The 25,148-nt window shown below is 50.0% G+C and carries 23 protein-coding genes; 19 read left to right on the top strand and 4 right to left on the bottom strand.

Translation table 11 applies throughout. The annotated features are described in order from the left end of the window. Positions 1 to 6: 6 nt before the first annotated feature. From EKM94_RS01590 to EKM94_RS01575, 4 genes are all read left to right on the top strand, one after another. Positions 7 to 1,587, top strand: coding sequence for a peptide chain release factor 3 (locus EKM94_RS01590; RefSeq protein WP_125596518.1), 1,581 nt, complete (start codon positions 7 to 9; stop codon positions 1,585 to 1,587). 295 nt (positions 1,588 to 1,882) lie between these two features. Then, a complete protein-coding gene (locus tag EKM94_RS01585; protein ID WP_125596515.1) occupies positions 1,883 to 2,218 on the top strand; it encodes a hypothetical protein in 336 nt (111 codons plus the stop codon). Positions 2,219 to 2,517: 299 nt separating this feature from the next. Next, a complete protein-coding gene (locus EKM94_RS01580; protein ID WP_125596512.1) occupies positions 2,518 to 2,862 on the top strand; it encodes a hypothetical protein in 345 nt (114 codons plus the stop codon). Between the two features lie 102 nt (positions 2,863 to 2,964). Further along, entirely contained in the window at positions 2,965 to 3,153 is a 189-nt protein-coding gene (locus EKM94_RS01575) for a hypothetical protein (RefSeq protein WP_125596509.1), read from the top strand. Positions 3,154 to 3,325: 172 nt separating this feature from the next. On the opposite strand, the gene EKM94_RS01570 is transcribed toward EKM94_RS01575, so the two are convergent. Further along, positions 3,326 to 4,159, bottom strand: a complete 834-nt coding sequence (locus EKM94_RS01570) for a LysR family transcriptional regulator (protein WP_125596506.1) — start codon at positions 4,157 to 4,159, stop codon at positions 3,326 to 3,328. A gap of 322 nt (positions 4,160 to 4,481) precedes the next feature. Between EKM94_RS01570 and EKM94_RS01565 the strand changes: the two genes are divergently transcribed. From EKM94_RS01565 to EKM94_RS01545, 5 genes are all read left to right on the top strand, one after another. Further along, a complete protein-coding gene (locus tag EKM94_RS01565) occupies positions 4,482 to 5,750 on the top strand; it encodes a YeeE/YedE family protein (protein WP_125596503.1) in 1,269 nt (422 codons plus the stop codon). An 83-nt stretch (positions 5,751 to 5,833) separates the two neighbouring features. After that, a complete protein-coding gene (locus EKM94_RS01560) occupies positions 5,834 to 7,540 on the top strand; it encodes an FAD-dependent oxidoreductase (protein WP_125596500.1) in 1,707 nt (568 codons plus the stop codon). A 127-nt stretch (positions 7,541 to 7,667) separates the two neighbouring features. Then, positions 7,668 to 8,432, top strand: coding sequence for an ABC transporter permease subunit (locus EKM94_RS01555; protein ID WP_125596497.1), 765 nt, complete (start codon positions 7,668 to 7,670; stop codon positions 8,430 to 8,432). Continuing rightward, positions 8,432 to 9,469, top strand: coding sequence for a taurine ABC transporter substrate-binding protein (locus EKM94_RS01550; RefSeq protein WP_125596494.1), 1,038 nt, complete (start codon positions 8,432 to 8,434; stop codon positions 9,467 to 9,469). The genes EKM94_RS01555 and EKM94_RS01550 overlap by 1 nt, the downstream gene beginning before the upstream one ends. Next, positions 9,466 to 10,215, top strand: a complete 750-nt coding sequence (locus EKM94_RS01545) for an ABC transporter ATP-binding protein (protein WP_125596491.1) — start codon at positions 9,466 to 9,468, stop codon at positions 10,213 to 10,215. The genes EKM94_RS01550 and EKM94_RS01545 overlap by 4 nt, the downstream gene beginning before the upstream one ends. A 129-nt stretch (positions 10,216 to 10,344) precedes the next feature. Here the strand turns inward: EKM94_RS01545 and EKM94_RS01540 are convergent, their stop codons facing one another. The 3 genes from EKM94_RS01540 to EKM94_RS01530 all read right to left on the bottom strand — a co-directional run bounded on the left by EKM94_RS01540 (position 10,345) and on the right by EKM94_RS01530 (position 14,210). Further along, on the bottom strand, positions 10,345 to 11,370 hold the full coding sequence (locus EKM94_RS01540; protein WP_125596489.1) for a MucBP domain-containing protein: 1,026 nt from the start codon (positions 11,368 to 11,370) through the stop codon (positions 10,345 to 10,347). Between the two features lie 32 nt (positions 11,371 to 11,402). Further along, positions 11,403 to 11,684 (bottom strand): DUF1827 family protein, encoded by a 282-nt coding sequence (locus EKM94_RS01535; protein ID WP_125596485.1) that lies wholly within the window; start codon positions 11,682 to 11,684, stop codon positions 11,403 to 11,405. A 291-nt stretch (positions 11,685 to 11,975) separates the two neighbouring features. After that, positions 11,976 to 14,210 carry an ATP-dependent Clp protease ATP-binding subunit gene (locus EKM94_RS01530; protein ID WP_125596969.1) on the bottom strand — a complete coding sequence of 745 codons (2,235 nt, stop codon included), beginning with the start codon at positions 14,208 to 14,210 and terminating at the stop codon, positions 11,976 to 11,978. A gap of 226 nt (positions 14,211 to 14,436) precedes the next feature. Between EKM94_RS01530 and EKM94_RS01525 the strand changes: the two genes are divergently transcribed. The 10 genes from EKM94_RS01525 (at position 14,437) to EKM94_RS01480 (ending at position 25,051) form a co-directional block, all read left to right on the top strand. Beyond that, on the top strand, positions 14,437 to 14,631 hold the full coding sequence (locus EKM94_RS01525) for a hypothetical protein (protein ID WP_125596482.1): 195 nt from the start codon (positions 14,437 to 14,439) through the stop codon (positions 14,629 to 14,631). A gap of 163 nt (positions 14,632 to 14,794) precedes the next feature. Next, on the top strand, positions 14,795 to 15,061 hold the full coding sequence (locus EKM94_RS01520) for a phosphocarrier protein HPr (protein WP_125596480.1): 267 nt from the start codon (positions 14,795 to 14,797) through the stop codon (positions 15,059 to 15,061). After that, complete coding sequence (gene ptsP, locus EKM94_RS01515) at positions 15,061 to 16,779, top strand: phosphoenolpyruvate--protein phosphotransferase (protein ID WP_125596477.1); 1,719 nt, start codon at positions 15,061 to 15,063, stop codon at positions 16,777 to 16,779. The genes EKM94_RS01520 and ptsP overlap by 1 nt, the downstream gene beginning before the upstream one ends. Positions 16,780 to 17,414: 635 nt before the next feature. Then, positions 17,415 to 17,597 (top strand): hypothetical protein, encoded by a 183-nt coding sequence (locus EKM94_RS01510; protein WP_125596474.1) that lies wholly within the window; start codon positions 17,415 to 17,417, stop codon positions 17,595 to 17,597. Between the two features lie 247 nt (positions 17,598 to 17,844). Continuing rightward, positions 17,845 to 18,306, top strand: a complete 462-nt coding sequence (locus tag EKM94_RS01505) for a CopY/TcrY family copper transport repressor (protein WP_125596471.1) — start codon at positions 17,845 to 17,847, stop codon at positions 18,304 to 18,306. Further along, on the top strand, positions 18,303 to 20,552 hold the full coding sequence (locus EKM94_RS01500; RefSeq protein ID WP_125596468.1) for a heavy metal translocating P-type ATPase: 2,250 nt from the start codon (positions 18,303 to 18,305) through the stop codon (positions 20,550 to 20,552). Before EKM94_RS01505 ends, EKM94_RS01500 begins: the two co-directional genes overlap by 4 nt. A gap of 405 nt (positions 20,553 to 20,957) precedes the next feature. After that, positions 20,958 to 21,266 (top strand): hypothetical protein, encoded by a 309-nt coding sequence (locus EKM94_RS01495; protein ID WP_125596465.1) that lies wholly within the window; start codon positions 20,958 to 20,960, stop codon positions 21,264 to 21,266. A gap of 539 nt (positions 21,267 to 21,805) precedes the next feature. Beyond that, the gene (gene nrdD, locus EKM94_RS01490; protein ID WP_125596462.1) at positions 21,806 to 24,019 is read left to right on the top strand and encodes an anaerobic ribonucleoside-triphosphate reductase; all 2,214 of its coding nucleotides are present in this window, start codon (positions 21,806 to 21,808) and stop codon (positions 24,017 to 24,019) included. Next, positions 24,016 to 24,618: an anaerobic ribonucleoside-triphosphate reductase activating protein gene (gene nrdG, locus EKM94_RS01485; protein WP_191987490.1), complete on the top strand. Its 603-nt coding sequence runs from the start codon at positions 24,016 to 24,018 to the stop codon at positions 24,616 to 24,618. The genes nrdD and nrdG overlap by 4 nt, the downstream gene beginning before the upstream one ends. Before the next feature lie 253 nt (positions 24,619 to 24,871). Further along, positions 24,872 to 25,051: a hypothetical protein gene (locus tag EKM94_RS01480; protein ID WP_125596459.1), complete on the top strand. Its 180-nt coding sequence runs from the start codon at positions 24,872 to 24,874 to the stop codon at positions 25,049 to 25,051. Positions 25,052 to 25,148: the final 97 nt, after the last annotated feature.

The raw sequence follows: 25,148 nt of genomic DNA, 5'->3' as shown, positions 1-25,148 counted from the left end.
CAAAAAATGGATAATCAACAATTACAGCAAGCCGTGGAAAAACGGCGGACCTTCGCAATTATTTCTCACCCCGATGCCGGGAAAACCACGATCACCGAGCAAATGTTGCTCTTTGGTGGCGTGATTCGGCAGGCGGGAACGGTCAAAGCCAAGAAGTCGGGCAATTTCGCGACTTCTGACTGGATGGAGATCGAAAAGAAGCGGGGCATTTCGGTAACAAGTTCCGTGATGCAGTTTGATTTCGAAGGCAAACGGGTCAATATTTTGGACACTCCTGGGCATGAGGACTTCTCGGAAGATACTTACCGGACCTTGATGGCCGTGGACGCGGCCGTGATGGTGATCGACTCCGCGAAAGGGATCGAGCCACAAACAAAGAAACTCTTTAAAGTCGTTAAAAAGCGGGGCATCCCGATTTTCACCTTCATGAATAAATTGGACCGTGATGGCCGCGAACCCCTGGATCTGATCGCGGAATTGGAAGAACTGCTGGACATCGAAGGCGTCGCCATGAACTGGCCGATCGGCATGGGTAAAGGACTACAAGGCCTTTACAACCGGCGGCAACAGCGGGTCGAATTATACCGACCAGCTGATCCTGACCAGCGCTTTCTCCCTTTGGATCCGGACAGCGGCGATCTGATCGGCGACCAACCATTAAAGGAAGAGTCTGTCTTCCAACAGGCGTTGGCCGATGTGGAGTTGCTCGACGAGGCGGGCAATCAGTTTGATTTAGCCAAGGTCCAACAAGGCCAGCAGACGCCAGTTTATTTCGGTTCGGCGTTGACCAACTTCGGGGTGGAAACCTTCCTGAAAAGTTTCCTGAGTATGGCGCCGGCACCCAGCGAACATTTATTGCAAGATGGTAGCGAGCTTAGCGCGACGGATGAGGATTTTTCCGGATTTGTTTTCAAGATCCAGGCGAATATGAATCCGGCCCACCGTGATCGGATCGCCTTTGTTCGTATTTGCTCCGGTGAATTTACCAAGGGAATGAACGTGACTTTGGCGCGGACAGGCAAGGTGCTCCGCCTGAATAACGCGACGGAATTCATGTCAGATGAGCGGGAACAAGTTTCCAGCGCCGTGGCTGGCGATATCGTGGGTCTTTATGATACCGGTAATTTCCAGATCGGTGATAGCATTTTTGGCGGCAAGCGGACGATCGAGTTTGAGAAATTGCCGCAATTTACGCCGGAATTGTTCATGGAAGTTCGCGCCAAGAACGTGATGAAACAGAAGTCCTTCCACAAAGGCATGCAACAGCTGGTCCAAGAAGGCGCGGTTCAGTTGTACAAAACTTACACCACCGACGAATATATTTTAGGCGCGGTCGGTCAGTTGCAATTCGAAGTTTTCCAATACCGGATGCTCCACGAATACAATTCGGAAGTGACGATGAAACCGATCGGCTCGCGGATCGCGCGCTGGATCGACTCAGAACAATTGGACCAAAAGATGTCCTCGAATCGGAACTTGCTGGTCAAGGACTTGGCAGGTCAACCCCTCTTCTTGTTCGAGAATCGCTTCGCCGAGAACTGGTTCCGGGATAAATATCCTGATGTCAAGCTAACGGCCAAACTGTAAAAATAACGGCTGATTTACGGCTATCTCAACTTTGTTGGGATAGCTTTTTTTGATACTTTTTGCCGGTCACGGTTCTGACCGGTGCTTGATTGCGGGTTTGAGTGGGTGTTGCGCGTGAGCGCAACCGGCTGGGACTGCTGTTGCGGACTGGAAACGTGCTCACCGACCCAGCTCCCTGCGCTTAGCTACGCAATTGTTCTGGAGGCAAAGTGCGGCTTCCAAAACAATTGCTAGGCTAATGCTCAGGAGCTGACCGGGTCGGTTCGCACTCTGTTTCGAACGTGGTGGGCGTCGTTTGAAGCCAATTCCAAAAGCGGGAATTGTCTTCAAATCGAGCCTTGTCCTAAGCGACAAAGCCGCCAAGGACAATTTCACCACTGAGCCGCGCAGTCCCAGCCGGTTGCTAGGCAGAATTGAGCCTATCTGCAATCGAAGTTGGGTATCTGACAAAGTGGTTTTGCAAGCTAGATGTCAAACAATTGCCCACTTTTGGGGTGGTACGGCAATGCCAACGGATTCCAGAATCCTGTACTTAATTGCAGGTGTGGGTGGGTTTGGATGGGGACGCAACCGCCTCAGGACGTTTGTCGTGGCTGGAACGCAGTGGGCATCGCTGAGCCACACGTCCTGAGGCGGTTGCTGAACAGAATTGAGCCGATCTGCAATTCGAGTTGGGTATCTGACGAAGTGCTTTTGCGAGATCGAGGTCAAACAACGCCCTTTTTTAATGGTACGGCAACACCAACAGCTTCAGATTAGAAGTTCGGAACATTTTGCGTAAGCCGAACACATTTCTATTCGTTTCCGTAACACTCCACGGGTGGAAACCGACCGACTCAGCTGATTCATCAAGAACTTGCCCTGGTTCATCAGACAGACTGCGCTGGTGTCACCAAGTTAAGAATTGTAATCACTAACCACGGTCGTCAATTGCGTGGATCACCATCAATTGACCATAGCCTGCCAGCTGGCGTGAGTGCTCAAACGGCTGTTAAAATGTTGAGCGGCTGGAGCGGAGAAATTCGGGGTGAGATCGCCGTGAAATTGTCATTGGCGGCTTTGCCGCTTAGGACAAGGCCTGATTTTGAGACAAGCCGCGCACTTTACGGATTGGCTCAAAACAGCGCCCACAGCGAGCTCACCCCGAATTTCGCAGCGCAAGCTGCGGCCAAGCTACTTTTAGGGTGGTACGGCAATGCCAAAAGATTCGGATTAGGAGATCGGGACATTTTGCGTAGGCTGAACATCTCTACTTGTTTCCTGAACGATTCCTGAGTGAAATCGACCAATCCAGCTGATTCATCCATAGCTTGCCTTGGTTCATCAGACAGACTGCGCTAGTGTCACCAAGTTAAGAATTGCAATCACTAACCACGGTTGTCAATTGCGTGGATCTCCATCATTTATCATAGCTTGCCAGTCGGCGTGAGTGCTCAAACGGCTGTTATATCGTTGAGCAGCTGGAGCGGAGCGTGGCGTTGGTGGTCCGTTCGTTTATTGGCGGAAGGTCGGGCTGGGGGTGAGTCAGCCGCGATATTATTGTTGGCGATTTATCGCCTACAATAAGGTCGAGCTTGAAGATTTTCGGTGCATTTCCGAAAAGCTTCAAGTCGTGCCCGCAGCGTTCCACCACCCCCAGCCCGACCTGGAGCCCCACCACATCTGCCCACCACCAACGCCAAACGCAGCGCAAGCTGCGGCCAACCTACTTTTGCCCGTCACCACCCAACCCCAACTCTCAGTAGTGAAATTGCGGCAGTAACGTCTTGATCCGATTGATCAGCTTCTGAATCTCAGTGGAACTGGAAATCGTCGGACTCAATAAATAGAACTCCCGCCGGAAGTCGCTGGAAAGCTGCTGGTAGGGCAACAAGGTATCGGTGATCGAACGCTTGGAGACAATGGCCTTGCCAATCCGCATACTGACCAGCTTGGTGATCAAATTATCATCGCTGACCTTGATCAAATGAGTTGGCCGAATGTGATGTTCGTTGAAGTAGCGTTCGGTATATTCCCGTTGCGTTGAACCGGCGCGACCAATGATCCATTCAGGGCTTTCCAAGTTGCCGGCCAGGACCAATTCATCGGAAGTGAAGGCCATCTGTTCAACTTGTTGGGCTACGAAAGGTTTCTCCAAGATGCCAAAAGCGATTTCGTGTTTCAGGATATCTTCCAAGATCACTTCGGAATCGGCAGTAATGATTTCAAAATCAAATTGATCGAAATAGTTTTGCAGATTTTCCATTAATTTGGGTAAGACGAACAGAGAGGTCGTTGGCGAAACGCCGATCGCACAGCGGATTCGGGGACTGCGGTGGCTTTTGACCAAATGGTTCAGTGAGTTTTCCCAATTCTGGAGAATAATTTGCGAATCCCGATAAAACCGGTTGGCGTTTTCGGTGGGGACGACGCCTTTATTGCCGTTACGCTCGAATAGTTGGACACCCAGGTGGGCCTCAAGTTTCTTGATCTGGATCGAAATACTAGGTTGCGTGACATAAAGATCCTTCGCCGCTTTGGTGATCGAGCGGGTCTCGTAAACCTTTTGAAAGACGGTTAAATCCTGAAACATCAGCGTTTACTCCCTTTTATAAATAATATTTATGAGAACATATAGAAATATAATATCACGAATTTATTGTGAAATAAACAATTTAAGTATTTTCTACCTAATGCTGATTTGACGGGACTGAACGTTTTGAATTTCGCTAATTCGGCCTGATTTTTGATCAATTTTATAATAAAATCACAAGCGAGAAAGGGCTGTCATTCACATAGCTCCTCTTAAACATTAAGAATATTTATGCTAATCTAAGGGTGAGCGATCTTCAGCTGAAAACTCATGATTATTTTTCTTAGCACTTATTCAGGTTGATGGAGAAAGGGATGGCGAAATGAAGCATCTGGATCGGATCTTAGGGTTTGGGTTATTGTTGATTCTACTTGTTGGTGCACCATTTGTTTTACCAACCAATATGCATTATATTCGTTTATTATTTGGGTTGGCGTTGGGTTATATCTTATCACGGTCATATACCGGCTTTGCGGGCAGTGTTAATCGGGCCTACAATACGGGGTCCACGAAATTGATGCGGACCTTGATGTTCATGTTCTTTATCACTTCTGTGGCGGTGGCCGGTTTCCTCATGTTGGAGCCGGATGTGACCAAATATTCATTGTGGGTCAATCCGATCAATTTCGGTTTATTATTAGGTGGACTGCTGTTCGGATTTGGAATGTCGTTTTCTTCTTGCTGCGCTTCCGGGGTGATGACCGACCTAGCGACGGATCTACCACGGGCAGGGGTAACATTGGTCTTCTTCACGTTGGGCGTTTTTCTTGGTTTCCCACTGCAAGCGACGCAATCGTGGGTCAAAGATTCCTGGTTCACGACCGCGACCGGCGCGAAGTACTCAAATGGCGTCTTTATGCCGGACTGGTTCAAAGGTGGTATTCTGAACGGTTACTTAGGCGCGGTGATCATTACCGGGATTTTCTGCGCGATCGTGACTTACTTGGCTTACCGCTATGAGAAGAAGCGGCGTAATGCGCAAACTTACCGTGGGGTTTTATCAGAACGGGCGCAAGATGCCAACTACGAAAATAAAGTGGCCGAGTTCGAATTAAAGAGCGACCATACTTATGACGTGTTGTTCACGCGGCCTTGGACTTTGAAACAAGGCGCGGTTGGGCTAACGATTATTTTCATTTTGATGATGGCCTTGACCAAGTCAGGCTGGGGCGCTTCCACGCCTTATGGGTTCTGGTTTGGCAAAGTGTTGAATATTTTCGGTGTTTCTGGCGCGTCATTGGCGGCATTCACCCATCAAAGCGCGGAAGTTTTCACCGGTTCTTGGTTAAGCAACGCGATGACGGTTCAAGATTTCGGGATTTTCCTGGGCGCGGCGGTCTTTATTCTGACATCCGGGTTATTCAAAGAAACGATCCATGCGGTGCCAAGTTTGACGGTCAAGACAACCGTCATGTATGCTTTAGGTGGCTTCACGATGGGCTTTGGAACGCGGTTGGCTAACGGTTGTAACGTGGGCGCTTTATACAGCCCGATCGCGCAATTCTCGTTATCCGGCTGGATTTTCTTGATTGTCTTGGTACTAGGCGGTATTATCGGCAACCGTGTTTCTCAGGCCGTTTATGGTGATTAAGTAGCGCCGGGATCCACTTTTCAGCTAGTTAGTTTAGTCAGCGGGCGACCAGTCCAGTTGACTTCATTCAAGGAGGAAATTACATGACTCATAAAAAAATCGTGATCGTCGGCGGCGTCGCTGGCGGCGCTTCCGCGGCGGCACGAGCGCGGCGGTTAGATGAACACGCGGAAATCACCATGTTTGAACGTGGACCACACGTTTCGTTTTCCAACTGTTCCTTGCCGTATTATTTAGGTGGTTTGATCGAAAACGCCGATGATATTGTCTTAATGTCGCCAGAACAATTCAAAGCACAGTATAATATTGACGCTCAAGTCAATTCCGAAGTGATCGATGTGGATCCAGTGGCGAAGACGGTCGCGGTCAAACAGACCAAAACCGGTGAACTGAAGCAGGTCAGTTACGATGAGCTGGTCTTGTCACCAGGCGCCAAGCCGGTTATGCCAGCTTGTATCAAGGGGATCGATCGGGACAATGTTTTCACCGTTCGCAATGTGGTCGATATCAAGAAGATCCATACCTTCCTTGAAGTCAACCATGTCACCGATGTCGCCATTGTTGGCGGTGGTTTCATCGGCTTGGAGATGTGTGAGAATCTGGCCAAAACCGGCCGTCATATTTCTTTGATCGAAGCGGCGGATCATGTTTTGGGCACGATCGATGAGGATTTCGCCCAATTGATCCACAAAGAATTGTATGACCACGGTATTGATGTGATCCTCAAGGAAGGCTTGGCGGAAATCACCGCCGAAGCGGCGATCCTCGGTTCCGGTCGGGCAATCAAGGCGCAAGCGGTGATCGTGGCGATCGGGGTGGCGCCGGAAACGGAATTGGCGACCAAGATCGGCTGTAAATTAGGCCTGACTGGTGGTATTGCCGTCGATCAACACTATCAGACTTCACTGCCAGACGTTTACGCGGTGGGCGATGCCATCGAAGTCAATCATCTGTTGACCCGGAAGAAAACGCGGCTGGCCTTGGCGTTTCCGGCGCAAATGGAAGCACGGGATGCGGTGGATCATATGTATGGTCGAACTGTGCAAAATAGCGGTTTTATCGGGTCCCAAGCGATTCATATTTTCGATTTGAATGTGGCTTCCACGGGGTTGACCGAGAAACAGTGTCAACGTGAGGGCATTGATTTCCGTGCGACCACTGTGATCCCTAAGAATCGAGTCGGCTTGATGCCAGACGCGACCCCACTGTACTTGAAGTTGGTGTTTGCCTATCCTAGTGGCGAGGTGCTCGGCGCTCAAGCGGTGGGTAAATCCGATGTGGACAAGCAGATCGATATTGTCGCGACGATGATCGCCATGCACGGGAAGATCTCAGACCTGACCCATTTGGAAGTCTGCTACTCACCATGGTTCAGCACCGCAAAGAACGCGGTCAACATGGCCGCCTTAGTCGCTGAGAATATTTTGAATGGGGAGTATCAACAAGTGCCGGTTACCGAAGTGCGGAAATTAGTTGAGAAAAAAGCGCTGATCATTGACGCCCGTGAACCGAATGAATACGCGGAAGGTCATATTATCAACGCGATCAATATTCCGCTGAGCGAATTCCGCCAACGCTTGGCTGAGATCCCTGCGGATCGTCCCGTTTACATTCATTGTCTATCCAGCCAGCGAAGCTATAACATGGTGCGCGCCTTGGGCAATCTCGGCTATCGTCAGGTTTACAATATTGTCGGCTCGTTCTTAGGATTGTGCGAATATGAATACTTCCAAGATCAAGTGACCGGGCGGCAACCGATCGTCACGAATTACCGCTTCGATTTGTTGTAAAACAGCGTAGGCCAATCGCTTCCAGCGTTCAACGGAAGCGACCGCCAAGCCAGTGGTTCGAATTGAAATGGTTTCAGTTGAAGCAGTCTCAAGCAAAATAGTTTTAAATCTAAGGAGGATCAAAAAAATGTCCAAAAAACGTAAAATCACTTTGGCCGTTTGGCTGGTCCTCCTTTTGCTTTGGGAAGTCGTGACGCGGCTACACTTAGTTTCGGGAATTTTGTTTCCGGCTCCGGAGGAAGTGCTACGGACTTTCGTGGCGATTTGGCAACATGGCTATAATGGCATTCCCTTCTGGCAACATCTGGGCATCACGTTGTGGCGGTTGTTCAGCGCGATTTTGTTGGCGATCGTGACCGCGGTGCCACTGGGATTGGCCTCAGGGATGTCGGACACCGTTAATGGCTTGGTCGATTCGCTGGTTCAATTCTATCGGCCGATCCCGCCGCTAGCATACTATACCTTGCTGATTCTTTGGTTTGGGATCGGCGAGTCATCGAAGATCATCCTGCTCTACTTGGCGGCGTTCGCGCCGATTTATTTAGCCGGAGTAGAGGGGGTCCGTAATTTGAATCAGGACTACCAACTAAGCGCGCGCTCGCTAGGCGCCAGCAAGGGTCAGATCTTTCGTTGGGTTATTTTTCCTGGGGCCTTACCTAGTTTGTTCACCGGAATTCGCACGGCGGTGGGGGTGTCCTTCTCCACCTTGGTGGCGGCGGAAATGGTCGCGTCTACCTCAGGCATTGGTTGGATGGTGATCGACGCCTCCAAATATTTGAAAAGTAGTGTCATGTTTCTCGGGATCTTGATTCTTGGGGGCCTGGGACTGCTGCTTGATTGGCTGTTGCGGCGGCTGGAGCGCCGGCTGATTTTCTGGAAGGGGCAACTCTGATGGGGCGGCGGTGGCTAGCGCGATGGCCGCGGTGGGGCCGTGGGCTTGTGTTGGGCTTGGTGGCGCTGATTTTGGCGCTGGGGGTTAGCGGGTGTCAACGCTCGCAAACCGGCCAGGCCGTGACCGAGATCCGCATTGGTATTTTGAACACGCCCAATGATGTGGCGGTGGCGCGGCAGCTGGGCTATTTTCAGGCCGCTTTTCCCCACCAGAAATTGAAGTTCATCACCTTCGATTCGGGGGTAGACGCGAATAAGGCGCTACTTTCCGGTGGGGTGGATTTCGCGACGATGGGTGATACCAACGGCGTGGTGGCCTTGGCCGCGGAGATCCCGGTCCAATTGTGTTGGATCAATGAGATCTGTGGCGCCAATGAGGCGTTGGTCGTGCGTCGCGGTGCGGGCATCAAGCGCGTTAAGGACTTAGCCGGCCGGAAAATCGCCACCCCATTCGCCTCGACGTCTCATTATAGTCTGATGAGCGCTTTGAGCCAGGCCGGTATTCGTGACCAAGTGACCTTATTGGATATGGATACGCAGAATATCGTGGCAGCTTGGCAACGGGGCAATATCGACGCGGCTTATACTTGGCAGCCGACCTTGGCGCAACTCTTGCCAGAAGCGACGGTTTTGTGTGACAGCGCCGATTTGGCCCAACAGGGGATCACAACGGGCAACATTACCTTGGTGCGCACCCAATTTGCTCAGGCGCATCCTCACTTGACTCAGCGTTTCGTGGCGACCCTGGATCAAGCGCATCAATTGCGCCGGCGGCATTTCTCCCAAGCAGTCAGCGCCGCGGCCCGTCAAGTCGGTATTAGTCAGCGCGAGGCCCGGTTACAAATGCAGGGCACGACCTGGCCTGGCGCCAGTGCAGAATTCTCGTCGGCTTATTTAGGCGCGGCCGGTAGCAGTGGCGCGTTTGTCCAGGCGATGACGCGGACGGGTCAATTTATGGCCGGCCAGCAAACGATTACGACGGCGCCTTCAGAACAACAATTTATTGATTTCATTTGGAAAAGGGGGAAACAACCATGACCGCTTTGATCGTCGCTGACGGGTTAACGGTTCGTTACGGTCAGCAAGCGCCGATTTTGTGGCAAACCGATTTGACGATCGCCACCAACGAAATCGTGGCGTTGGTCGGCCCCTCTGGCTGTGGCAAAAGCACCTTACTCAACGCGATCGCCGGGTTCATTCCTTATGAAGGAACATTGACCATGGCGGGTGATGCGATCAAGGGTCCGGCCAGTCAACGCGGCGTCGTCTTTCAGAATTCATCGCTGTATCCTTGGTATGACGTCGCCCAGAATATCGGGTTTGGCTTGCGGGCGGCCCAGCAAGCGCCGGCTGTTGTGCAGGCGCGGGTGACCCAGCTCCTGCAATTGATTGACTTGGAAGGCCAGGCGCACAAGAAAGTTTTCGCCTTGTCAGGGGGGATGCGGCAGCGGGTGGCGATCGCGCGGGCCTTAGCGCCGCGACCGCCGTTATTGTTACTGGACGAACCATTCGGCGCGCTGGATGCCTTTACCCGCCAGAAAATGCAACAATTGATGTTGAGTATTTGGCGGCAAGAACAAGTGAGTTTACTGTTGATCACCCATGATCTTAACGAGGCGCTCTTCTGCGGTTCGCGCATCGCGGTGATGACCAGTACCAGCCGCCAGTTGATTGCAACGCTGGCCAATCCTTATCAAGGGCGGACCGAGCCGGAGTTGAGCGGTGTGCAGCTGCAACAGCGGGAGCAGTTCCAACAGCGCTTGCTGACCCTGATCAACCAATGAGAATTAGGCCTTAAAAAGAGCCAAGTCGAAATTTTCCGACTTGACTCTTTTTTTGCTGGGCAGAACAGGCAGTGGCGCTGAGACACGCGCGCGGTTGCCATGGGAGCTGACCCGATGCTGCGGTAGCTGTTAGTTCAACAAGTATTTCATTTCAATATAGTAGCCACTGTCCAGCTGGACCCACTGACTGCCATTTTCCAAAGTCAGGAGACATTTGATGCCGACCTCGGTCTGATCCGCCAGGCGTTGCGCCACGACTTGACCATAAGGAAATGTCCACTGCGAAATCGGAAAGCTGGGACTAGCCTTGATCTGGCCCCGGCGCACTGTCGAGTCCCGGGTCATCACTGCGAAGGGCATCGCCGCCAAAAGATTTCGTGATTTTTTGGTAGGGGTGGCTTGGGTTGGCAAATGCGGGTGTTGGCGCAATTGCGTATTCAGACTGTCGATCCAGAGATCACCGCCTAAATTGAACCAAATACTGTGATCTTGCGGATTCTTGATGGTGGTAAAAATCTGCCAGGTCGAGCCCGCTGGTAGCGGCCATTCCAAGGGCTGACCATAGTGCGGCGCTAAATAGGCTTGCTTGGCTTGACGCATGGTGACCGCGTTATCCCGGGGCAAGTCTAAGGTGCGTTGACCTGCGGTGAGCCGATACTGAAAGTGCAATTGTTGGACCGCTTGGCCGAAAAGTCCCTGAGGATCATGATCCACCCGGACGAAATCTTGCCGATACTCGGCCAAAGGTTCAATGGCATAGCGACGATTCAATTCCCCATGAATAAACAGCGGCGGCACCAAAAGCTGACCAGCCTCATCCTCATGAAAAACCATCAGCGGCGCGGCCAATTGCTTGGTGTAGATCAGGTCGATCTCCGCCTGATTGAGCAGGAATTGGGTCTGATAATGCCGAATATCATATAAAAGGTAGCCGGGGATCGTTTGCCAAGGAATATTGAGCTCACTACGAAAAGCCCCCCAAATTTGGCGAGGCTCTGCAAGTTGATGATTGGTACTATCTAAATAGCGGATCCAAACGGCTAGATCTTGATGCTGCCGTCGGGTCACTTGACCAGTGGCGGGCACGGCAGCGGTAGGGTCCGCCGCAGAAGTCAACGGCCTTTCCTTGGTTGGATCCCCATCAGAAAGCGACATGCTGCGACCTCCTAGAAATAGTCCTTGGTGATTTAGACACGGGTCTGAACAGAAATTTCGGCCAAATGATTGCCGCGAATGATCTCTGTTTTCTTCGGCCGTTGTTTGATCAAGGTTTTAATGGCGAAATCGATCTCATCTTCAGAAATATCACGGTGCTCGCTCTTCATCAGAATTTCCTGGTGGGTGGGCGCCTTCGTGTAGACAACAGTCACGTTACCTAACGAATATACTTTGACCAATTTAGCGTCTGTTCCCGCTAGTTGGTTATGGACTAATTTACTGAAGCTATTGGTTACATCAAAAAGTCTCATCTGATCCCTCCGAGGTTGATTTTTTTGTGTAAAACTCGCTAACATTAGTATAGAATAAAATGTTCGTTTTTGAAAACGTTTCGGCCCTTATTTCGGGGAAAATCCCCTTTTTCCTGCAAAAAGTTGTCTGCATCACTGTTGGTGAGCGATCAGTTCGTCTGATTGCCGCCCAAGACCGGCCGAATTTGCCCATTCTGCTAAAAAACGGCGTCAAGGTCAGTTGGCCTTGGCGCCGTTTTAGGTGATTTTTCTACTTAGGTCCTAGAGTTGGCTGGTCCTTTGGTGAACCGACTAGTCTTTGGTAACCTCGCTGGGTGTGGTCACGCTGGGTTCGTCATGGCGTTGTTCACCGATTCGGATTTGGTCGTCAACGATGCGCGCTTCCAATTGCTTGATTTTCGGATGATCAAGATAAAAGTCGGCAACCCGGTCTTCGATCTGTTCCTGGATCACACGCCGCAATGGCCGCGCGCCCATGGTCGGATCGTAGCCAAGATCGACCAGCTTCTCCTTGACCGGTTCGGTGACGTGAATGGTCAAGCCTTTATCAGCGATCATGGTATTGGTGTCATTGATCATCAAATCGACGATCTTCATCAAATTAGCCTTGGTCAACGAATTGAATTCGACAATGTCATCGAAACGGTTGAGAAACTCCGGTTTGAAGAAATCAGTCAATTTGTCCAAAACCGAATGCGTTTCGCCTGTAGCCGCGGCGCCGAAACCAACATTGGCTTCAATGTCACCTTGGCCGGCGTTGGAGGTCATGATAATAATGGTATCTTTGAAGGAAACGGTGCGTCCTTGCGAATCGGTCAAGCGGCCGTCATCAAGAATCTGCAGGAACATATGCATAACATCAGGATGGGCCTTCTCGATTTCATCGAGCAGGACTAGGCTATACGGATTGCGCCGCACTTTCTCGGTTAATTGACCGGCCTCTTCGTAACCAACATAGCCAGGAGGTGACCCGATCAATTTCGAAACGCTGTGCTTTTCCATGTATTCACTCATGTCAAAGCGGATCATTGCGTCTTGGGAGCCAAACAGCTCTTTAGCCAATTGCTTGGCCAGTTCGGTTTTGCCGACACCAGTGGGGCCAACAAAGAGGAAGGAGCCGATCGGTCGACCGGATTTATTGAAGCCGATCCGATTCCGCCGGATCGCGCGGGCAACCTTGTCAACCGCTTGATCTTGGCCGATCACCTTGGCCTCCAGATCTTCCGCCAGGTTCTTTAATTGCGCTTGCTCTTGCGCCCGCAACTCACCAACGGGGATATGGGTCTTCTCTTCAACAATCTGTTCCATATCCTTTTCCGTGATCACCGGCCGATCACCATCGGCGGAGGCTTGGTTCGTTTTCATTTTATTGAGCTTTTCGATTTGATCACGGAAGTAGGCCGCCCGCTCATAATCTTCTTGCTGCAACGCTTCTTGTTTCTGCGATTCGGCTGATTGGATCTTCTCTTCGATCACTTTCGGGTCGATATTGGTCAAAGTGAGATTCTTCTTTGAGCCGGATTCATCTAGCAAGTCAATTGCCTTGTCCGGTAGAAAGCGATCTTGGATATAACGCGCCGACAGACTGACCGCCGCCTTGATTGCTTCCGCGGAATAGCGCACATGATGATAATCTTCGTAGCGGGGCTGCAAACCCTTGAGAATCGCGACGGTTTCCGCTTGGGTCGGCTCATCCACCGTCACCGGTTGGAGCCGCCGCGCTAAGGCGGAATCCTTTTCGATGGTCCGATATTCATTCATGGTGGTGGCGCCAACTAATTGCAGTTCGCCGCGAGCCAAAGCTGGTTTCAAGACGTTACCGGCGTCCATGCCCCCTTCAGCGTTGCCGGCGCCGACGATTTCGTGGATTTCATCAATGAATAAAATAATATTAGGGTTGCGTTGCAATTCTTGGATCATTTGTTGCATCCGTTGTTCGAATTGACCGCGGACACCGGTTCCTTGGACCAAAGACACCACGTCCAAGCGAATGATCTCTTTATTTTGTAATTTGGCGGGTACATCGCCATCGACGATCTTCTGCGCCAAGCCTTCGACAACAGCGGTCTTACCCACGCCGGCTTCCCCGATCAAAACCGGGTTGTTCTTGGTCCGGCGGTTGAGAATCTCGATCACCCGGGCGATTTCGCTATCGCGGCCGATGACCGGGTCGATCTTACCTTGGCGCGCTTGATCGGTCAAATTGACGCCGAATTGGGCGAGCACGCCATTACCCCGCCGATTGCCCCGGCCACCTTGGCCCGGTTGCGCTTGGGATGGGCGCTCTTGTTGCTGCTGCAAGCCAGCGTTGGGATCATTGCCTTGACCGCCAATTGCGCGTAACATATCGTTAAGGTCAGAAAAACCAAATGGATCTTGGGCCATACTTGAATTACCTCCTTGACCAACTTCATTTTTTAGTTGTTGATAGCAGTTTTGGCACAGGTCGATTTCCCGGCGCTGCCCATTAACCGTCGTATATAAATGAATCGTGGCTTCATTTTGATGACAATTTTGGCATAACATTGTCTCCATCACACCTTTCTGGATGTGTCGCTTCTGGTAAAAAAGGTCGGGCAAAGTTTGACCTTTGTTGACCTATGCTTGTATTATAGTATTAGCACTCTATGGGCGCAAGTGCTAAGGCTTGTAATTCTGACCAAATTTTCATAAGCTTTAGATGGCACCTTGAACAAAGGGGTCTAGCTCTTAAAACTATTTTAAATCTTCAAAGACAAGGTGGGCAATCAAAATGACTTCCGATTATTCGCAGCAATTACAAGCGCTGGTCAATGGTGAGATATCGTCATTAACAGTGACAGAAAAGGACTTCATGAACTTCCGAAAAGCTTGGTTAGAGTTCCCGCAACGGAAAGAAATCGTGGGTGAAGCCAAGCGAAATGGTACAGTGATCTATCGATTTGATGAAAGCGGTAACGTTCAATAAATAAGCCGATTTTTGGCAGGTTAACGTTCAAAAATTCTTGTAGTATTTGGCAAAAAATGGTAGCATTTAGGTTGTAGCAAACAGCGTCCGAAAACGGACCTGTTTCACGGTTGTGTTTTTTAACGCAACCAAAAATTTTTTATTTATGAAGGAGCTCATTATAATGGAAAAACGCGATTTTCATGTTATTGCTGAGACTGGTATTCATGCTCGTCCTGCAACTCTCTTGGTTCAAACTGCTAGCAAGTTCAACTCAGACATCAACCTTGAATACAAAGGTAAGTCAGTTAACTTGAAGTCAATCATGGGTGTAATGTCCTTAGGCGTTGGTCAAGGCGCAGATGTTACGATCTCTGCTGATGGCGCTGATGAAGCCGAAGCAATCGTTGCCGTTGACGAGACAATGAAGAAAGAAGGACTTTCTGAATAATGACTACAACCTTGAAAGGGATTGCGGCTAGTGACGGCGTTGCAATCGCCAAAGCCTATCTCCTTGTTCAACCTGATTTGTCATTTTCGAAGTCTGCAATCAATGATGTAACGAAAGAAACCGATCGTTTGCAAAGCGCCATCGCTAAATCTAATTCCGAGTTACAACAAATCCGAGATATCGCAAGCAAAAGCTTGGGCGAAGAAGAAGCCCAAGTTTTTGATGCGCATATGATGATTTTAGCGGACCCTGAATTCACAGGCGCCGTCAAACAAAAGATCGAAGATGAGAAAGTCAACGCGGAATCCGCTTTGGATGATGTTGCGACCACGTTCATCAATATGTTTGAGGCGATGACAGATAATCCTTATATGCAAGAACGCGCCGCTGACGTCCGCGATGTTACCAAGCGGATCATGGCGCACTTGTTAGGGGTCGAACTGCCTAATCCGGCCTTGATCGATGAAGAAGTCATTATCGTCGCTCATGACTTGACGCCTAGTGATACGGCACAGTTGAACAAGAAATACGTCAAAGCTTTCGTCACCGATATTGGTGGGCGGACGGCTCATTCCGCGATCATGGCCCGCTCTTTAGAGATTCCGGCCATCGTTGGCGCTGGGACGGTCACCACTGATATCAAAGCTGATCAACAAGTCATTGTCGACGGGAATACCGGCGACATCGTTGTTGAACCAACCGCGGCTGATGTTGCGAAATATCAGCAGCTGGCGAAAGAATATGCGGCCCAAAAAGCTGAATGGGCGAAGTTACGTGACGCTCGGACAGAAACCGCTGACGGTAAGCATTTCGAATTGGCGGCCAACATTGGCACACCAAAAGACCTGGCTGGCGCTACCGATAATGGGGCAGAAGCGATTGGCCTTTATCGGACAGAGTTCCTTTATATGGACTCTCCAGAACTGCCAACCGAAGACGACCAATTCGACGCTTATAAAGCGGTCATCGAAGGCATGAATGGCAAGCCTGTTGTTGTTCGGACCATGGATATCGGGGGCGACAAGCATTTACCATACTTGCCACTTCCTGAAGAAATGAATCCATTCTTAGGCTACCGGGCGATCCGGATCAGCTTGAGCCGACAGGATATTTTCCGGACCCAATTACGTGCGTTATTGCGCGCGTCTGCGTTCGGTCACTTGCGAATCATGTTCCCAATGATCGCGACCTTGCAAGAATTCCGCCAAGCCAAAGCAATTCTTGATGAAGAAAAAGCTAAATTAGTCGCTGAAGGCACTGAAGTCGGCAAATATGAAGTTGGGATCATGATCGAAATCCCTGCGGCGGCTGTTTTAGCCGACCAATTTGCGAAGGAAGTTGATTTCTTCAGTATTGGGACCAACGATCTGATCCAATATACCATGGCTGCTGATCGGGGCAACGAGCACGTTTCTTACCTATACCAACCTTATAACCCATCTATTTTGCGCTTAGTCAAGCATGTAATCGACTCTGCGCATAAAGAAGGCAAGTGGGCTGGCATGTGTGGCGAAGCTGCTGGTGACCCAATCATGGCGCCGATTTTAGTTGGTTTAGGTCTTGACGAGTTCTCCATGGGCGCGACTTCGATTTTGAAGATCCGTTCCTTGATGAAACGTTTGGACACGGCTGAAATGGCTAAAATGGCTGACAAAGCTTTGAACGAATCTTTGACGAATGATGATAACATCAAGTTGGTCAAGGACACCTTGAAGTAAGCCACGCTGACGAATTAAAATATCCGCTTATCCGAAAAGCCTCACGCAATTTTGCGTGAGGCTTTTTTGCGTTGGAATGTGTTTGTGGACTGATTTTCAGTAGTATCGATTGAATGATTGAGTCTTGTGGATTTCTGTTCTTGAATCTTCGCTTGATTGCAGGGGTGATTGGGTTTGGTGAGAACGCAACCGCCTCAGGGTGTTTATGGTGGCTGGAACGCAGTGGACGCTGTTTTGAGCCAATCCGCAAAGGGCACGGCTTGTCTCAAAATCAGGTCTTTGTCTAAGTGATAAATCACTAAGACAAATTTCACTGCTGAGCCACACGCCCTGAGGCGGTTGCTAGGCAGAATTGCGTCTATCTGCAATCGAAGTGAAGAATTTGACGAAGTGCTTTTACAAGTGTGGTGGTCAAATAATTGCCTACTTTTGAGGTGGTACGGTGATGCCAACTGGTTCGGATTAGAAGGTCGGGACATTTTGAGTAGACTGAGAATCTCTACTCGTTTCCTCAACAATTCATGGATGGAAACCGACTGATTCAACCAATTCATCAAGATTCTGTCTGAGTTCATCAGACCGGCTGTACTGGTGTCACCAATTTAAAACTTGTAAACACTAACCACGGTCGTCGATTGCGTGGCTCCTCATCAATTGGCGATAGCTTGCCAGTCGGCGTGAGTGCTCAAGCGACTGTTAAAACGTTGAGCGGCTGGAGCGGAGCGTGGCGTTGGTGGTCTGTTTACTTGTCGGTGGAAGGTCGGGCTGGGGGTGAGTCAGCCGCGATATTATTGTTGGCGATTTATCGCCTACAATAAGGCCGAGTTTTGAGATTTTCGGTGCACTTCCGAAAAGCTCAAAATCGTGCCCGCTGCGTTCCACCACCCCCAGCCCGACCTGGAGCCTCACCACACTTGCCAACCACCAACGCCACGCGCAGCGCAAGCTGCGGACATCATACTTTTATCCGCAAAAAACAAACGATAAAAAAGTAAGCAAAGTGGTTGACAAAATAAGTCTACAATTGTAAACTTAACTCATCCTAATGAAAGGCAGGCGGCAACGATGACGTCAACGCAACCTGAAAATTTACCAGAAATCAGCCCAGCAGAGTGGGAGGTCATGCGGATCGTTTGGACCTTGAACGGCGCCCAGACCCATGAACTGATCAGCAGCTTGCAGGAGAAAATGGATTGGACTGAATCAACGATCAAAACCTTGATTCGGCGCCTGCAACAAAAAGGCTATCTGGAACGTCAAGGGACGCAACGCCCTTATGTTTATCAAGCGACGATCACGGAACAGGCCGGGATCAATCAGCAAACCGACGCGCTTTTCGCCAATTTATGCGCGATGCACGTGGGCCCGACCCTGATTCGCCTCGTCAAGAACAATACATTGAGTCAGCAAGATTTGACCGAACTGAGCCAACTGATCGCAACCAAGCAAGCAACGGCGCCGGCTGTTGTCGCCTGTGATTGCTTAGCGGACTGCCAAGTCGAAAACCAAGGGGAGTGTCACGAATGACCAAAAACGAAATGAACGATCACAAGCAGATGGATCACAGCCAGATGGACCACAGCAAAATGGATCATAGCCAGATTGATCACAGTCAGATGGACCATAGCCAAATGGATCACAGCCAAATGGACCACAGCAAAATGGACCACAGCAAAATGGATCATAGCCAGATGGATCACAGTAAAATGGATCATAGCCAAATGGACCATAGCATGATGGGGCATGATATGGCTGGGATGAATCATGACATGGACGAGATGGACGGCGACATGATGATGCACGGCGGCCATATGATGCACATGGGTAATTTAAAGAAGAAGTTTTGGATCTCGGTGATCATGGCGATCCCGGTGCTGTTGTTGTCCCAGATCATGGGCTTCAGCCGCGCGGTGATCCCGGCTTTTCCTGGCTCTGAATGGCTAGTTTTGGTCAGCGCTACCGTGCTGTTCTTCTATGGTGGCTGGACGTTCATTAACGCGGCTTATTATGAGTTGAAAGAGAAGAAGCCGGCGATGATGACCTTGATTTCCTTGGGGATCTCCGTTTCTTACTTCTATAGTGTGTACGCGTTTATCGCCCGGAATTTCTTAGACAATCATCATGTGATGGACTTTTTCACCGAATTGGCCACGCTGATCTTGATCATGTTATTGGGTCACTGGATCGAAATGAACGCGATGATGAAGGCCGGCAATGCCCTGGAGAAAATGGCGCAGTTGTTGCCGAGCCAAGCTCACGTTCAGGTTACCACTGGCGAAGTTGTTGAGCGGCCTTTAGCCCAGATCAAGATCAATGATCTCTTGATCGTTCGCGGTGGGGAGTCGATTCCGGCCGATGGGACGATCATCAATGGCCAAAGTCAGGTCAACGAATCTTTGGTCACTGGTGAATCTAAGGCGATCAATAAAGAAGTGGGCGCCACGGTGATCGGTGGTTCAGTCAATGGCGATGGCACCTTGACGATCAAAGTCACGGGCACCGGCGAAAGTGGTTATTTATCGCAAGTGATGAAATTGATCGGCCGGGCGCAAAATGACAAGTCGAAATCAGAAACCATGGCGGACAAAGTTGCCGGCTGGTTGTTCTACTTCGCTTTAGTTGCAGGGATCCTGACTTTCGTTGTTTGGGGCTTCAACGCCGACATGGCGACCGCGCTGGAACGAATGGTGGCGGTTCTCGTGATCGCCTGCCCCCACGCTCTAGGGGTGGCGGTCCCGTTAGTGGTCGCGCGTAGCACCTCATTAGCGGCGGTCAATGGCCTGTTGATCCAGGAACGTCAAGCTTTGGAGAACGCGAAAACGATCACCCATGTTTTCTTGGATAAAACCGGGACCTTAACGGAAGGTAATTTCACCTTGAATGCTGTCCACAGTTACCAAGCGGATTTAAGCGATGATCAGGCGCTGCAATTGATTGGTGGCCTGGAGCAACATAGTAGCCATCCGATCGCCACTGGCGTTTTGAGCGCGGTCAAAAAGGCCCAGTTAACTTTGCCTGAAGCCACCGACGTCCAAACGATCAAAGGGGTCGGTTTGGCTGGAACGATCGACGCGCGAGATTATCAGATCGTCACTGTCAATTATTTACAGCAGCATCAGCTTGCCTTTGACCAAGCGGCATTTACGACCTTGGCCGATCAGGGCAATAGCGTGAGTTATTTGATCAGTGGTCAGCAGGTGTTGGCGATTTTCGCCGCAGGGGATCAGATCAAGGATAGCGCCCGTAGTTTTATCAAGGCCTTGCAGGCTCGGGGCATCACGCCGGTTATGTTGACCGGGGACAACCAGGCGACGGCCGCAAAAGTCGCGGCGAGTTTGGGCATTACCGAATTCAAGGCGCATTTACTGCCAGAAGATAAAGAAAAGGTTGTGCGTGAGTATCAAGCCGCTGGTCATCACGTGATGATGGTCGGCGATGGCGTCAATGACGCGCCTGCCTTAGTTCGGGCCGATATTGGGGTGGCGATCGGCGCGGGAACTGATGTGGCCATCGATGCCGCCGATGTGATCTTGGTCCATAGTGATCCAGCGGATATTTTGAACTTCCTTAATTTGGCTCAAGCCACCAATCGGAAAATGATCGAAAACCTTTGGTGGGGCGCTGGGTACAATTTGATTGCGATTCCGTTAGCGGCCGGCGTCTTGGCCCCGATCGGCTTCGTCTTGTCACCGGCGATCGGCGCGATCATCATGTCCTTCTCCACTGTGATCGTGGCATTGAACGCCATGTCCTTGCGGTTGAAGCGGGCCTAGTTGCTCGCACCGCGATGCGCCAATTGATCAGTCAGATCCAACCATTCAGTTGATCCAGCTACGAATTAGCTACGGGAGGTTTTCCGTAGCTTTTTTGTTTGCCGTCGTCGTCACAAACCTCGCGGCCCTTGTTTTGGTTATGTTGAACAAGCGCTTCACCCTTTTTTTGCACCAACCCCGATAAAAAGCAATCAATCGGCCGACATTTCTTGTGCATTTTTCCTAAAATCCCTAAAATAATCCAAAAAAGTCATTTTTATTTTGAAAAAGAGTCTCACATGTCACATTGTGACTAGGCCGTTGTATATAATGCGGTTATAGGGGTATTTCAGTTCGATGCAGCACGTGGGCCAATCGGAACGGAAATGCCTACGGAAAAATTGGTGGATGAAGGGGTTTAGAATAATGAATAGTCAGGAACGAATTTTACGACTCTTTATTTTGTTGATGGGACGTAAGCAGATCTCCAAATCAGAGATGATCACCGCGGAGGCTGGGCTGTATCAACAAGCGGCGGGCGAGAATGATTTGGCGAATCGTAAGAAACGCTTCCAACGCGATATTCAAATTATTCGCGAAGTGTTGCAATCAACAGGGCATTATCGGCTCGAAGACAATCATCGTGGCGTTTACCGCCTAATTGAACTGGAGACGCCAGCAACGATCGACTTGAACCAAGAAACGTTGGCTGCGAAATTAGCAGTGATGGATTAGGTTTTTAGTTGAGGGATTCTTAGGTCATGTTACCCGCTAGTTTAATGCTGGCGGGTTTTTTGGTACCGCTTCAAGGGGATGGACAAAGCGTGACTAATCGAACTTGAGGAGAAATATATTTTTTGAGGGCGTTTTTGAATAAGATGCGACTTTTCTCATGGTTAAGATTCATGCAAAAAGGGGAGTCAGCACTGGAATTGACCGCGGGAGGCTGGTAACTTTATCGAAGATTTATACATTTAGCACAATCGTTTGCCACACCATCTTGTATATATGCATTCCGAAAACACAACATGTAGCTTGATTTAAATTATGGTCAGGGTAAAATGGTGCTAGACGAAACCTTTCGTTTTTGATCGATCAGTTATGATAGGTGATTTTTGATCGGTCAGTTATGATAGGTGATTTTTGAACGATCAGTAATGATAGTGGCCAGGCGATCGTGGAGAAATCGCGTTTGGCTGTGGAAATGTGTGCATGGGCGTCAAAGATAATGATTGTGTATCAATAGCGAATCAATAGAGAGTGGAGCGATGGCAATGGACGAGTTGAAAACCCCGTTACAGACAAAATTACCAACGATCAATGTAATCAAGCGTGATGGCCGCATCATGCGCTTTGAACCGGAGAAGGTCGCCCAGGCGATCCAAAAAGCGGCGACGAAGACGGAACAGGCCGGCGAAGAAGTGTCCGATGTTGAGTTACAAACAGTTCTGGATGACGTGTTGGCGGAGATCACCGATCGGTTCAACACCAATGTTAAGATCTATGAGATCCAGAACATTGTGGAGCATACTTTGCTGGATCACCATCTCTATTCGATTGCGCAAGAATACATTGGTTACCGGACACAACGGGATTTTGCCCGCAGCCAAGCGACCGATATCAATTTTACGATCAAGAAGTTGCTGAACCGTGACGCGACCGTGGTCAACGAGAATGCCAATAAGGACAGCCAAGTGTTCAATACGCAGCGGGATTTGACGTCCGGCACCGTAGCCAAGGCGATCGGGTTGAAAATGTTGCCACCGCAAGTCGCCAATGCTCACCTCAAAGGGGAGATCCACTGGCATGATTTGGATTACCAACCATACAGCCCGATGACCAATTGTTGCTTGATCGATTTCAAGGAAATGTTGACTCACGGCTTTAAGATCGGCAACGCGGAAGTTGAACCACCGCACTCGATTCAAACGGCAACGGCGCAGATGGCCCAGATCATTGCCAATGTGGCCTCCAGTCAATATGGTGGCTGTTCAGCCGACCGGGTGGATGAATTATTGGCCCCGTTCGCGGAAAAGAACCTGATCAAGCACGAAGCCGAGGCCGCGGAATGGATCGATGAGCCAGAACGCCGCAAAGAATACGCGATCAAACGGACTAAGAAAGACATTTATGACGCGATGCAAGCCTTGGAATATGAAATCAACACATTATATTCCTCCCAAGGACAAACGCCGTTCACCACGCTTGGTTTTGGTTTAGGGACGAGCTGGATCGAACGTGAGATTCAGAAGTCGATTTTACAAATTCGGATTCTCGGATTAGGTAAAGAACATCGGACCGCGATTTTCCCTAAGCTAGTCTTCGCTTTGAAGCGTGGTTTGAACTTGGAACCAACGGATCCCAATTATGATGTGAAACAATTGGCGATCGAATGCGCCACCAAACGGATGTATCCTGACGTGCTAAGCTACGACAAGATCGTTGAACTGACCGGCTCGTTCAAAGCGCCGATGGGTTGCCGCAGCTTTTTGCAAGGTTGGCAAGATCAAGAAGGTCGCGAAGTGAATTCTGGCCGCATGAATCTTGGCGTGGTTACTTTGAACTTGCCGCGGATCGCCTTGGAATCCAAAGGGGATCAGGCTAAATTCTGGACGATCTTGGAACAGCGGCTTCAAGTTTGCGAAGAGGCGTTGGTCTTCAAAGTCAATCGCGCGAAGCAGGCGCATCCTTATAACGCGCCAATTCTTTATCAATACGGCGCTTTCGGCCCACGTTTGCGCAAAGACCAATCTGTCGATGAATTGTTCAAGAATAGTCGCGCCACTGTTTCTTTAGGTTACATTGGGTTATATGAAGTTGGGACGGTCTTCTTCGGACCAACTTGGGAACATGATCCTGCCGCCAAAGCGTTCACGATCAAAGTCGTCAAGGCGTTGCACGATCATTGCGTCGATTGGGAGCAGGAATACGGCTATCACTTTAGCGTTTATTCCACACCATCAGAAAGCCTGACTGACCGGTTCTGCCGGCTTGATACCAAGAAGTTTGGTAAGATCAAGGACATTACCGACAAAGAGTACTACACCAATAGTTTCCACTATGACGTCCGCAAGAATCCCACACCGTTTGAAAAACTCGATTTTGAAAAAGATTATCCGAAATATTGCGCGGGTGGGTTCATTCATTATTGCGAGTATCCTAATCTGAAACAAAACCCCAAAGCGCTAGAGGCGGTTTGGAACTACGGTTATGATCGAATCGGCTATCTGGGAACCAACACGCCGATCGATCAGTGCTTCAAGTGTGGCTTCAAGGGCGAATTCGTCCCAACGGCCAAAGGATTCAAGTGCCCAGAATGTGGTAATTCCGATCCCGCCAGTTGTGATGTCGTTAAACGGACGTGCGGTTATTTAGGTAACCCGAACCAGCGGCCAATGGTCCACGGCCGCCACGAAGAAATTGTTTCACGGGTCAAACATTTAAGCTTCAGCAATAATCAGGTGGCCAATCAACAAAGAAATGGGTGATTTTTACGACAAAAGTAACTTGGCGTTCGCCGCGTCTCCCGAAAAATCCACAGCCTGGTGAATGGCAAGCAGCCCAACTGAGCCAGCAATATATCGCCGACTATAAGCCCTTTAATTTCGTTGATGGGGAAGGGGTGCGTTGCAGTTTATATGTTTCCGGCTGTCAATTCGCTTGTCCCGGTTGCTACAACGCCGCCGCGCAGAATTTCCATTACGGTCAACCCTACACCGATGAGCTACAAGAACGAATTTTGACGGATCTGGGTCAATCGTATGTTCAGGGGTTGACGCTCTTGGGGGGCGAGCCCTTCTTGAATACACAGGTCTGTTTGAAATTAGTTGACGCGATTCGCGCGCGTTTTGGGTCAACGAAAGATATCTGGTCCTGGACCGGGTATACTTGGGCAGAGTTGCAACAAGAAACGCCGGACAAATTGGAATTATTAAGTAAAATCGATATTCTGGTGGACGGTCGCTTTTTGGAGGCGGAAAAGGATCTGACCTTACAATTTCGTGGTAGTCGTAATCAACGGATCATCGACGTGCCGCGCTCCTTGGCCCAAGGCGATGTGGTGATTTGGGACAAATTGGTTAAGTGATCGGGCTTTAAAATGAAACGTCAGAACGAAATGGCAGAGTGAAACGTGACACCAATTCGAAGACAGCGTCTCAGCTTGTAGGTTGAACCCTATGCGGCTGGTGGTGGTGATTCGAGTTGGTGTTTTTTGTTTTGGGTTTTGTTTGAGTGGGACTACTCTTTCAGATTTTTCGCGTAATTGCAGGAGTGGTGGGTTTGGATGGGACGCAACCGGCTGGGACTGCTGTTGCGGACTGGAACGTGGTGGGCATCGTTTGAAGCAAATTCCAAAAGCGGGAATTGTCTTCAAATCGAGCCTTGTCCTAAGCGGCAAAGCCGCCAAGGACAATTTCACCACTGAGCCGCGCAGTCCCAGCCGGTTGCTAGGCAGAATCGAGCCTATCTGCAATCGAGGCGAAGAATTTGACGAAGTGGTTTGGCAAGCTAGAGGTTAAACAACTCCCTTTTTTAGGGTGGTACGGCAATGTCAACGGATTCTGAAAGTCTGGGATCGGTTCTTGAACCTGCGCTTAATTGCAGATGTGGTGGGTT

The organism is Lapidilactobacillus achengensis, from assembly GCF_003946655.1.
In the GTDB taxonomy this organism is placed as follows: Bacteria; Bacillota; Bacilli; order Lactobacillales; family Lactobacillaceae; genus Lapidilactobacillus; species Lapidilactobacillus achengensis.
This window is presented reverse-complemented; position numbering and strand designations above follow the sequence as displayed.